The 12,202-nt window shown below is 35.3% G+C and carries 11 protein-coding genes; all 11 read left to right on the forward strand.

Annotated elements, in window-relative coordinates; all coding sequences use genetic code 11:
• The first annotated feature begins 141 nt into the window (after nucleotides 1-141).
• The 11 genes from ACFO7M_RS06755 to ACFO7M_RS06805 all read left to right on the forward strand — a co-directional run bounded on the left by ACFO7M_RS06755 (nucleotide 142) and on the right by ACFO7M_RS06805 (nucleotide 12,202).
• Nucleotides 142-996, forward strand: a complete 855-nt coding sequence (locus ACFO7M_RS06755; protein ID WP_379734763.1) for an alpha/beta fold hydrolase — start codon at nucleotides 142-144, stop codon at nucleotides 994-996.
• A 94-nt stretch (nucleotides 997-1,090) separates the two neighbouring features.
• Entirely contained in the window at nucleotides 1,091-1,480 is a 390-nt protein-coding gene (msrB, locus tag ACFO7M_RS06760) for a peptide-methionine (R)-S-oxide reductase MsrB (protein WP_379714994.1), read from the forward strand.
• A 65-nt stretch (nucleotides 1,481-1,545) separates the two neighbouring features.
• On the forward strand, nucleotides 1,546-3,318 hold the full coding sequence (locus ACFO7M_RS06765) for an AMP-dependent synthetase/ligase (RefSeq protein ID WP_379713401.1): 1,773 nt from the start codon (nucleotides 1,546-1,548) through the stop codon (nucleotides 3,316-3,318).
• A gap of 11 nt (nucleotides 3,319-3,329) precedes the next feature.
• On the forward strand, nucleotides 3,330-4,376 hold the full coding sequence (locus ACFO7M_RS06770) for a proline iminopeptidase-family hydrolase (RefSeq protein ID WP_379734765.1): 1,047 nt from the start codon (nucleotides 3,330-3,332) through the stop codon (nucleotides 4,374-4,376).
• 67 nt (nucleotides 4,377-4,443) lie between these two features.
• Nucleotides 4,444-4,827, forward strand: coding sequence for a hypothetical protein (locus ACFO7M_RS06775; protein WP_379713407.1), 384 nt, complete (start codon nucleotides 4,444-4,446; stop codon nucleotides 4,825-4,827).
• A gap of 136 nt (nucleotides 4,828-4,963) precedes the next feature.
• Nucleotides 4,964-5,431, forward strand: coding sequence for a MarR family winged helix-turn-helix transcriptional regulator (locus ACFO7M_RS06780; protein WP_379713410.1), 468 nt, complete (start codon nucleotides 4,964-4,966; stop codon nucleotides 5,429-5,431).
• The gene (locus ACFO7M_RS06785; protein WP_379713413.1) at nucleotides 5,415-7,805 is read left to right on the forward strand and encodes a 3-hydroxyacyl-CoA dehydrogenase/enoyl-CoA hydratase family protein; all 2,391 of its coding nucleotides are present in this window, start codon (nucleotides 5,415-5,417) and stop codon (nucleotides 7,803-7,805) included. The genes ACFO7M_RS06780 and ACFO7M_RS06785 overlap by 17 nt, the downstream gene beginning before the upstream one ends.
• A gap of 77 nt (nucleotides 7,806-7,882) precedes the next feature.
• Nucleotides 7,883-9,064 carry an acetyl-CoA C-acyltransferase gene (locus tag ACFO7M_RS06790; RefSeq protein WP_250597459.1) on the forward strand — a complete coding sequence of 394 codons (1,182 nt, stop codon included), beginning with the start codon at nucleotides 7,883-7,885 and terminating at the stop codon, nucleotides 9,062-9,064.
• 49 nt (nucleotides 9,065-9,113) lie between these two features.
• Nucleotides 9,114-9,464, forward strand: a complete 351-nt coding sequence (locus tag ACFO7M_RS06795) for a four helix bundle protein (RefSeq protein WP_379734767.1) — start codon at nucleotides 9,114-9,116, stop codon at nucleotides 9,462-9,464.
• A 44-nt stretch (nucleotides 9,465-9,508) separates the two neighbouring features.
• Nucleotides 9,509-11,305, forward strand: coding sequence for an acyl-CoA dehydrogenase family protein (locus ACFO7M_RS06800; RefSeq protein WP_379734769.1), 1,797 nt, complete (start codon nucleotides 9,509-9,511; stop codon nucleotides 11,303-11,305).
• 129 nt (nucleotides 11,306-11,434) lie between these two features.
• Complete coding sequence (locus tag ACFO7M_RS06805; RefSeq protein WP_379713420.1) at nucleotides 11,435-12,202, forward strand: hypothetical protein; 768 nt, start codon at nucleotides 11,435-11,437, stop codon at nucleotides 12,200-12,202.

Genomic DNA, 12,202 nt, shown 5'->3' on the forward strand with positions numbered 1-12,202 from the left:
TTGTTATTATACGTAAAATTACTACTTTTCATTCATTCCTTTTTACAAAATCTGAACGAATTTTATCATAATTTTAAGATTCAAATTCTATACCAAACGACAAAAAACCATTAAATTGCATACGATTTAAAGTAAAAAATTTTGAAACCAAAAAAAAATCAGGGTATCGAAGTCCCTAAACCATTGATATACACATTACAGTTCGTCCAATTTTTTTCAAAAGATTTAGTAACCAAAATTGGAGCTAGGATTTTCACGACACCTATAAAACACAAAGTGCCAAAACGTGAACATGAAATGGAGGCTAATGCCAGACAAGAAAAGGTGATGATTGCTAAAATTAATAAAGAAATAGTAACCTATCATTATGGAAACAGTAACAAAAAGGTACTATTGGTTCATGGTTGGTCTGGAAGAGGAACACAGCTAGTGAAATTTGCAGACGAATTAATAAAAAAAGGGTATTCGACAATAAGTTTTGATGCTCCCGCCCATGGAAAATCAACCACATCGACAACATTGATGCCTGAATTTATTGCATCGATTTTAGAATTGGAAAAAAAATACGGCCCATTTGAATTCGCTATCGGACATTCATTAGGAGGCATGTCATTGTTAAATTCGGTAAAGCAAGGACTAAACATAAAGAAATTAATTGTGATTGGAAGCGGTGACAAAATCATTGACATACTTAAAGATTTCGTTTCAAAATTGCGATTGAATCCAATCATTGCGGAAAAAATGAAAGATCATTTTGAAAAAAAATTCGGCGAACCTATGGAAAGCTATGCGGCACATGAAGCTGCTAAAAATGTTATGATTCCAACATTGGTTATCCATGATGAAAATGATTATGAAGTTCCTGTTTTTTGCGGTAGAAACATTCATAAAAATCTTCCCAACGGAGAACTTTTCATAACTCAAAAATTAGGTCATCGGAAGATTTTAGGCGACACAACAGTTATTAACAAATCAATATCATTTATTTATGATTAACATTTTAAAATACACCGTCCTATTGGTTTTCCTGTTTGTTTCATCGTGTCAAGGCCAGGAAAAAAAAACAACTTCTAAAAAAGAAATCAAAACCATGAAATACGCAGTAGAAAAAAGTGACGCTGAATGGAAAGAACAATTGGGTCCAGAACGCTATAGAATTCTAAGAGAAAAAGGAACAGAATATTCACATACTGGAGAGTACAATCTTCACTTTGAAAAAGGAACTTATGTGTGTGGAGGCTGCAGTGAGCCTTTGTTCACAAGCGATTCTAAATTTGAATCCCATTGCGGATGGCCTTCTTTCGACGAAGCTATTCCAGGTAAAATAGAATACAAAAAAGACTTAACTGCCGGGATGGTTAGGACTGAAATTTTATGTGCAAAATGTGGTGGCCATTTAGGACACATTTTTGACGATGGACCCACCAAAACAGGAAAGCGTTTTTGTGTTAATTCTGCATCACTCGATTTTAAAAAATGATAAAAAATTGTCATTCTTGTTAAATTTTTTTACTTTGCAATCCCAATTATATAGCGAACACCATAATGACCAAAATTACTCGATTATTTGATTTTCCTTATTATCAATTAGATAAACAAAATAAACCGGATGCCTTAGTAACAAAATACGACGGAGTTTGGGTTAAAACGTCCACACAGGAATATATTGACAAAGCCAATGCAGTTTCAAGAGCGCTTCTACGACTTGGAATTCAAAAAAACGATAAAATCGCCATAATTTCATCCAACAATCGAACGGAGTGGAATATTATGGATATCGGCGCTTTACAGACGGGAGCACAAACAGTGCCAATTTATCCGACAATTTCACAAGAAGATTACGAATACATTTTAAATCATTCAGAATCTAAATTTTGTTTTGTCTCAGATATCGAAGTATTGAACAAATTAAATGCTATCAAGCAAAATGTTCCATCGTTAACTAAAGTATTTACTTTTAACGAAATCGCAGGTGAGGCACATTGGTCAGAATTAGTAACACTTGGCGCAGACACTTCCAATCAAGACGAAGTTGAAGAACGTAAAAATAGCGTTCATCCAAATGATTTAGCCACCATTATATACACTTCAGGAACTACCGGAAAACCTAAAGGGGTAATGTTATCACACAGTAACATTGTCTCCAATGTAATTGACAGCTCGAGCAGAATTCCTTTTGCTGCTGGCAAAAACAGAGCATTGAGTTTTTTACCTGTTTGTCACATTTTTGAGCGTATGATATTGTATTTGTACCAATATTATGGCGTTTCAATTTATTTCGGTGAGTCAATCGAAAAGTTAAGTGACAATATAAAAGAAGTTAAACCTAATGTAATGTCAGCCGTTCCAAGACTTCTGGAAAAGGTTTATGACAAAATATATCAAAAAGGAACTGAATTAAGTGGCCTGAAAAAGAAGTTATTCTTTTGGGCAATTGATTTAGGCTTACGCTACGAACCTTACGGAGCCAATGGTTTTTGGTACGAATTTCAATTAAAAATAGCCCGAAAATTAATTTTCAGTAAATGGCAGGAAGGACTAGGCGGTAACCTAGATATGATGGTTTCAGGAAGTGCTGCTTTACAACCAAGACTAACACGCGTTTTTGCGGCAGCAGGAATTCCAATCATGGAAGGATACGGTTTAACCGAAACTTCTCCCGTTATCACCGTTAACGACCAACGAAATAAAGGTTTTAAAGTGGGCACCGTTGGAAAAGTAATTGACAACGTTGAAGTTAAAATTGCTGAAGACGGTGAAATACTTTGTAAAGGACCTAATGTAATGATGGGCTATTACAAAGATGAAAAATTAACCAGTGAAGTTATAACTGACGGCTATTTCCATACAGGTGATATTGGTGAATTTGACAACGAAGGTTTCTTACGAATAACAGACCGTAAAAAGGAAATGTTCAAAACATCTGGTGGAAAATACATTGCTCCACAGCTTTTGGAAAACACTATGAAACAATCCCGTTTTATTGAACAAATTATGGTAATTGGTGACGGTCAGAAAATGCCTGGTGCATTGATTCAGCCAAGCTTTGATTTTATAAAGGAATGGGCTGCTATTCATAAAATCGAAATCGGAAAAACCAACGAAGAAATTGTAGAAAACAAAGCGGTCATTGAAAGAATCCAACAAGAAATTGATACTTTTAATACCAAATTCGGAAATTGGGAAAAAATCAAGAGATTTGAATTAACTCCTGATATTTGGTCAATTGATGGCGGACAACTTACTCCTACCCTAAAACTGAAACGTAAAGTAGTTCTTGAAAAATACAAAGGACTTTACGATAGAATATACAACTAAAATATAACGTTATGAAACTTAATTTGCTTCTTTGTTTTTCGCTTATCACTATACTTTTGTTGGGTTGTAAAAACAAAGAAGACAACATTAAGGACAACTACTTCAATTTCTCCCAAAGAGACGACCAAGCTACAGGAGGAATTAAAATGATTCCAATAAAAACTCCTGCTGGCGAATTCAAAGTTTGGACAAAACGCATTGGTAACAATCCAAAAATAAAAGTTTTATTACTTCATGGTGGACCAGGCGTAACACACGAATTGTACGAATGCTTTGATGGCTATTTCCCTAACGAAAGTATCGAATACATCTATTATGATCAATTGGGATCTTATTACAGTGATCAACCTAACGATAATCGTTTGTGGACCAACGAACGTTTTGTAGAAGAAGTTGAACAAGTCAGAATTGCCCTTGGCTTAAACAAAGATAATTTCTATTTATTAGGACAATCTTGGGGCGGAATACTTGCCATGGAATACGCTTTCAAGTACCAGAAAAATTTAAAAGGCTTGATCATCTCCAACATGATGTCAAGTGCGCCAGAATATAATAAATATGCAGAAGAAGTATTAGGTCCGCAATTACCAAAAGAAGTATTCGAACAAATTAAAAATTTTGAAAAAAACAAGGATTATAAAAATCCAAAGTATGCCGATTTACTTTTTAAATACTACTATACCGAACATATTCTTAGAAAACCACTAAACGAATGGCCTGAAGCCGTTAACCGTTGTTTCAAACATTTAAACCCGAATGTGTATATTTATATGCAAGGACCAAGCGAATTCGGAATAACCGGTGATGCTACACTAAAAAATTGGGATGTAAGAAATCAATTGAAAAATATTACTGTTCCAACATTAGTCATTGGTTCAAAATATGACACAATGGATCCAAAACACATGGAATGGATGTCGAAAGAAGTTCAAAATGGCCGCTTTTTATACTGTGCAAACGGAAGTCATCTCTCACAATACGACGACCAAAAAACCTATATTCCTGGCGTCATTCAATTCCTCAAAGATGTAGATCAAAACAAGTTTGATAAAAAATAAACACCTCTAAACCAATTTGTTAGAATAAATTTATTAAATTCACTTCACTAACCAAAAACAAAAAAAGATGAATTTAAAAAATTTTATTATTGGGGGAATTCTAGGCGGCATTGTCGATTTTTTATTAGGCTGGGTTTTTTATGGAATGTTATTTAAAAACATCTATCCACCAAGTGAAAATGAAAATCTTACTTTTATTTTTTTAGGCTGTTTAACTTATGCCTTCTTATTGTCTTTCGTTTTTAACAAATGGGCACATATTGCAAAGTTTACAAGTGGAGTTACAGCGGGTGCAATCATTGGATTTTTTTATGGACTTTCAATGAATTTCTTTATGTATTCAAACATGGCATTCAACCCAACAAATATGCTACTTGATGTAGCCATCAACATATTCATGTCTGCAATAGTAGGTGGAGTTATCGGATTAATTTCCGGCAAACTGAAATAATTATAGAAAATTACACTTCAAAACTCCCTCAAACAAAGGGAGTTTTTTTATTTGTTATAAATTCTGATAAAAATTTTCATAATTTATTATGCGTGCATAATATTTTTTATTACTTTTGATTTACTAGAACAAATTTATGAAAGATAAAACTATAGACTATGTATTACGTGCAACCTGGCAAGCAGTATCACGTATGTACAACGAAGAGGCAACCAAATATGGTGGTTCGATGGCTGTAGGATTTGCACTTTTAAGTATAGATAAAGAAGACGGTACACCTTCAACTAACATTAGCAGTCGCATGGGAATGGAACCAACAAGTTTAACCCGAACGCTGAAATCAATGGAAGAAAAAGGATTAATTTACAGAAAACCAAATCCTGCCGATGGTAGAGGCGTTTTAATATACCTCACAAAGGAAGGAAAAGAGAAACGTGAATTATCAAAACAAACCGTTCTTAAATTTAATGAAAGTGTCAGAAAGCATGTTTCGGATGAAAAAATCCTACACTTCATGGAAGTTGCCGAAATAATCAATGAATTAATTCAAGATAAAAACATATTCAATCAACCAGAAGAATTAGAAAATGAAAAGAGTTATTAAAAAAGTTGCGGTAGTTGGATCCGGTATCATGGGTTCAGGTATTGCTTGTCATTTTGCTAATATCGGTGTCGAAGTTCTATTACTAGACATTGTTCCTCGCGAACTTAACGAAATTGAGCAGAAAAAAGGTTTAACACTTGAAAATAAAGCAGTCCGCAACCGTATCGTAAACGATAGCTTGGCAGCCGCTTTAAAATCGAAGCCCTCTCCTATTTACGATCAAAAATTTGCAAATCGTATCTCAACAGGGAATTTAACTGATGATATTACCAAAGTCAAAGATGTAGACTGGATTATCGAAGTAGTTGTAGAACGTTTGGATATTAAAAAACAAGTTTTCGAACAACTTGACCAACACAGAAGACCTGGCACTTTAATTACTTCAAACACTTCTGGTATTCCAATCAAATTCATGAGTGAAGGAAGAAGTGAAGATTTCCAAAAACACTTCTGCGGAACACACTTCTTCAACCCAGCACGTTATTTGAAATTATTTGAAATTATCCCTGGTCCACAAACTTCATCAGAAGTATTGGATTTCTTGAATAACTACGGTGAACAGTTCTTAGGTAAAACTTCAGTTGTAGCTAAAGATACTCCGGCATTCATTGGAAACAGAATCGGAATCTTCGGAATCCAAAGTTTATTCCATTTAGTAAAAGAAATGGGATTAACGATTGAGGAAGTTGACAAATTAACTGGTCCGGTTATTGGTCGTCCTAAATCAGCAACTTTCCGCACAGTCGATGTAGTAGGTTTAGATACTTTAGTACACGTTGCTAATGGAATCTATGAAAACTGTCCAAACGACGAAGCACACGAATTATTCAAATTGCCTGATTTCATCAACAAAATGATGGAAAACAAATGGTTAGGAAGTAAAACAGGACAAGGTTTCTACAAAAAAGAAGGAAAAGATATTCTGTCATTAGACTTAAACACTTTAGAATATCGTCCTAATAAAAGAGCGTCATTTGCAACACTTGAAATGACAAAAACTATCGAAAAACCTATTGATAGATTTAAAGTACTAGTAAAAGGAACAGACAAAGCAGGAGAATTCTACAGAAAATCGTTCTCTTCAATGTTTGCTTATGTATCGAATAGAGTTCCTGAAATTACAGACGAATTTTACAAAATTGACGATGCCATGAAAGCTGGTTTCGGATGGGAAAATGGACCTTTCGAAATTTGGGACGCTATTGGTGTTCAAAAAGGTATCGAGTTAATGAAAGCAGAAGGTTATGAACCAGCTGCTTGGGTTAATGATATGGTGGCTAGCGGAAATACGTCTTTCTATACCGTAAAAGAAGGAGCGACTCATTTCTACAACATTGCTTCAAAATCTCAATCTAAAATTCCAGGACAAGATGCATTTATCATCTTGAACAATATCCGTGAAACTAAAAAAGTTTGGGGTAATGCAGATTGCACTGTTCACAACATTGGTGACGGAATCCTTAACTTAGAATTCCACTCAAAAATGAATACAATTGGTGGTGGTGTTCTTCAAGGAATCAATAAAGCTATCGATTTAGCCGAAAAAGAATACAACGGATTAGTAATTGGTAACCAAGCCGCTAATTTCTCTGTTGGTGCGAATATCGGAATGATTTTCATGATGGCGGTTGAGCAAGAATACGATGAGTTGAACATGGCCATCAAAATGTTCCAGGACACAATGATGCGCGCTCGTTACTCTTCAATTCCAGTTATTGCTGCTCCTCACGGAATGACATTAGGAGGTGGATGTGAACTTTCAATGCACGCTGATAAAGTAGTTGCTGCCGCTGAAACGTACATCGGATTGGTAGAATTTGGTGTTGGTGTAATCCCTGGTGGTGGTGGTTCTAAAGAAATGGCTTTACGTGCTGCTGATACATTCCGCAAAAACGACGTTGAATTAAATGTGCTTCAAGAATACTTCTTGACAATCGGTATGGCCAAAGTAGCAACTTCTGCTTACGAAGCTTTCGATTTAGGCATCTTACAAAAAGGAAAAGACGTTGTAGTTGTAAACAAAGACCGTCAAATTGCTGAAGCGAAGAAACATGCCTTATTAATGGCTGAAGCCGGTTATACACAACCAGCACGTCGCAAAGACATTAAAGTATTAGGAAAACAAGCTTTAGGTATGTTCTTAGTGGGAACAGATCAAATGGTAGCCGGTCAATACATCTCCGAACATGATCAGAAAATAGCGAACAAATTAGCTTACGTTATGGCAGGTGGTGATTTATCTGAACCTACATTGGTTACTGAACAATACTTGTTAGATATCGAAAGAGAAGCTTTTTTATCACTTTGTACAGAAAGAAAAACATTGGAACGTATCCAATTTATGTTAACTAAAGGAAAACCGCTTAGAAACTAGAAACAAGAATAAAGAAGCAAGAATAAAGAAATTTTCTTTCATCTTTTCTCTTTCTTCTTTTCTCTAAAAAGTAAAATATGAAAACAGCATATATAGTAAAAGGATATAGAACAGCCGTTGGTAAAGCACCAAAAGGATTGTTCCGTTTCAAAAGACCTGATGAATTAGCCGCTGAAACCATCGAATATATGATGGCGCAATTGCCAGGTTTTGACAAAACAAGAATTGATGACGTAATGGTTGGAAATGCCATGCCGGAAGCAGAACAAGGACTTAATGTTGGTCGTTTGATTTCATTAATGGGATTAAAAGTAGATGATGTTCCGGGTGTAACTGTAAACCGTTACTGTGCGTCAGGATTAGAAACTATTGGTATGGCTACAGCTAAAATCCAATCAGGAATGGCACATTGTATCATTGCTGGTGGAGCCGAAAGTATGAGTTATATTCCAATGGGTGGTTACAAACCAACGCCTGATTATAAAGCTGCTGCTGCTGGTCACGAAGATTATTACTGGGGAATGGGATTAACGGCTGAAGCTGTTGCAAAACAATTCAACGTTTCTCGTGCTGATCAGGATGAGTTTGCGTACCAATCACACATGAAAGCTTTAAAAGCACAAGCTGAAGGTAAATTTGATGCTCAAATTGCTCCTATCACTGTTGAACAGACTTTCTTAAATGAAGCCGGGAAAAAAGAAACCAAATCCTACACTGTAACCAAAGACGAAGGACCAAGAGCTGGAACTTCTGTAGAAGCATTAGCTGGTTTAAAACCTGTTTTCGCTGCAGATGGTTCGGTTACTGCTGGTAACTCTTCCCAAATGAGTGATGGTGCTGCTTTCGTTTTAATCATGAGCGAAGAAATGGTAAAAGAATTAAACCTTGAGCCAATTGCACGTTTGGTAAACTTCGCTTCTGCGGGTGTTGAACCAAGAATCATGGGTATCGGTCCTGTAAAAGCAATTCCAAAAGCAGTGCAACAAGCTGGTTTAAAAATCTCTGATATCGAGTTATTCGAGTTAAACGAAGCATTTGCTGCACAATCTTTAGCAGTAATCCGTGAGTTAGACTTAAATCCTGAAATCATCAACGTAAATGGTGGTGCGATTGCTTTAGGTCACCCTCTAGGATGTACAGGTGCAAAACTTTCTGTTCAGTTATTTGACGAAATGAAACGTCGTGGTAACAAATACGGAATGGTAACCATGTGTGTGGGTACTGGTCAGGGAACTGCTGGTATATTTGAATTATTGTAATTAGAAAAAAGTTAAAGAGGAAAGAGAAAAGAGGAAAGAGAAAAGACTTATGAAGCACAACTTTAAAAATCTAAAAATTTGGTTGTTATCGATGGAAATTACTTCTGACATACATAAAATAACATTAGATTTTCCAAAAAATGAAGTGTATGGTTCAGTAAGTCAAATGAATAGAGCATCTGTTTCAATACCTTCCAATATTGCAGAAGGATCAAATAGAGTAAACAATCATTTCAAACACTTTCTAAATATTAGCCTTGGTTCTTCTTTTGAATTACAAACACAATTACTAATAGCATTACAAAACAATTATATAACCAATGAAAAAGGGATAGAATTAGAAAACAAGATTATAGAATTACAGAAAATGATTTCTGGGTTCATTTCTAAATTAGAATAATCTTTTTTCTTTATTCTTTTCTCTTTTATCAAAAAAATAAAATTATGGAAGATATTACAAGAGGAGGTCAATTCCTTGTTAAAGAAACAAAATGCGAAAACGTATTTACTCCTGAAGATTTTTCGGAAGAACAAATTATGATGCGCGATTCTGTAAAAGAATTCGTTGATAAAGAATTATGGGCTGAAAAAGTTCGATTTGAGAAAAAAGACTATGCGTACACTGAAGAAACTATGCGTAAAGCGGGTGAGCTAGGATTCTTAGGAGTAGCTGTTCCTGAAGCTTACGGTGGATTAGGAATGGGATTTGTTTCCACAATGTTGACTTGTGATTACATTTCTGGAGCTACTGGTTCATTCTCTACTGCTTTTGGTGCACATACAGGTATTGGTACAATGCCAATCACTTTATACGGATCAGAAGAGCAAAAATTAAAATACGTTCCAAAATTAGCTTCAGGTGAATGGTTTGGTGCTTACTGTTTAACTGAGCCAGGAGCTGGTTCTGATGCAAATTCAGGAAAAACAAAAGCGGAATTATCTGCTGATGGGAAATCATACAAAATCAACGGACAAAAAATGTGGATCTCAAATGCAGGTTTCTGTAATGTAATGATCGTTTTTGCTCGTATAGAAGATGATAAAAATATTACTGGTTTCATCGTTGAGTATGATGCTGCAAACCCTAACGGAATCACTTTAGGTGAAGAAGAACACAAATTAGGTATCCGTGCAAGTTCTACTCGTCAGGTATTCTTTAATGATACAGTAGTTCCTGCTGAAAATATGTTGGCGGGTCGTGGTGAAGGTTTCAAAATTGCAATGAACGCATTAAACGTTGGTCGTATCAAATTGGCGGCTGCTTGTTTGGATGCACAACGTCGTACAATTACAGAAGCAGTTAAATATGCTACTGAGAGAGTTCAATTTAAAACTCCTATCGCAAGTTTTGGTGCTATTCAAGCTAAATTAGCTAACATGGCAACCAATGCTTATGTAGGTGAATCAGCATCTTACCGTGCTGCAAAATCTATCGAAGATCGTATTCACGCTAGAGAAGCGGAAGGTTCTACTCATCAAGAAGCTGAATTAAAAGGTGTGGAAGAATTCGCAATCGAATGTTCTATCTTAAAAGTAGCAGTTTCTGAAGATATCCAAAACTGTTCTGACGAAGGAATCCAAATCTTTGGTGGTATGGGATTCTCTGAAGAAACTCCTATGGAATCAGCTTGGAGAGATGCTCGTATTGCTCGTATCTATGAAGGAACTAACGAAATCAACCGTATGTTATCTGTAGGTATGTTAGTGAAAAAAGCAATGAAAGGTCACGTAGACTTATTAGGCCCTGCAATGAAAGTTGCTGAGGAATTAATGGGTATTCCTGATTTTGACACTCCAGATTACACAGAATTATTTGCTGAAGAAAAAGAATTGATCGGTAAATTGAAAAAATCATTCCTAATGGTTGCCGGAGCAGCTGTACAAAAATACGGTCCGGATTTAGAAGCGCACCAACAATTATTGATGGCGGCTTCGGATATGTTAATCGAAATCTACATGGCAGAATCTGGAATTTTACGTACTGAAAAATTAGCGAAAGCGAAAGGTGCAGAAAACGTAAAAGAACAAATCGCTATGGCTCAATTGTACTTATATCAAGCAGTAGACATCATTAGTCAAAAAGGTAAAGAAGGAATTGTTTCTTTTGCTGAAGGTGACGAACAACGTATGATGTTAATGGGCTTACGTCGTTTTACAAAATACGTAAACATGCCTAATGTGGTTCAATTACGCGAAACTATCGCTGCTAAATTAATCGCAGAAAACAAATACTGTTTCTAAAATTTAAATTTTAATTAGTTTGGTGGGAAAGGTCACAGTAGTTAATTCTACTGTGGCTTTTTTCTTTATAGAAAATCTAAACTAGATTTCGTTTTATTTAGTAAATTTACCTAAACCAAATTCAAATTTATGCATTCCAAAAAATTACTCACTCTCGTACTTACTGCTACGTTACTAGTAGCAGGTTGCAAAAATAAAATACAAAAAGGATATGACTTTGTTCGGGAATACAACGAAGCTGCCTATATGTTCAAAAATGATCTTATTTACCGAACCGAAGCCAAAATCCAAGGAGAAAGAGCTTTGGAAGAAATCATTATTGACATTGATTTTGATCTGAATTTAAAGAAAGAAGAATGTAAAGAAGATATCGGTGCCAAAATGCTACCCAAAACCATTTCAAGTGCTTTGGTTATGGATCAGGCCGGTGATTTGATTAAAGATGGTGCTACTGTAAATCTGACATTCCGTTCGTTGGACAACTTCATCCTTGAAAAAATAAAATTGGATAAAGCAATGATGGATAAACTTTTGGCTGAAAACAAAGGCTTAGAGAATTCTGAAATCAGTTTTGGCACATCCAAAAATGCCGAATTACAAAAAATACTAGGTGCAATCAATAGTAGTTTACCATTAGAAAACGAACAAGATCACACCAAATTATTAAAAATGGAATTGGACAAAGGGAATAGTCTTGTATGTATTACTGAAGTGCCCGATGAATTTGCAACTATGTTAAGAGATCCAGAAACAGTTGCCTTTCTCAAAGAAAATATGCTAAGAGATGAAAAAGTCAAAAAATTATTAGAAATGAAGAAAACCTACAACATCTCTAAAGTAATTTACAGGTATCAGAATACGAAAAGAAAAACAATTGCAAATATTGTAATCGACTAA

Source organism: Flavobacterium sp. GCM10023249 (assembly GCF_042653365.1).
In the GTDB taxonomy this organism is placed as follows: Bacteria; Bacteroidota; Bacteroidia; order Flavobacteriales; family Flavobacteriaceae; genus Flavobacterium.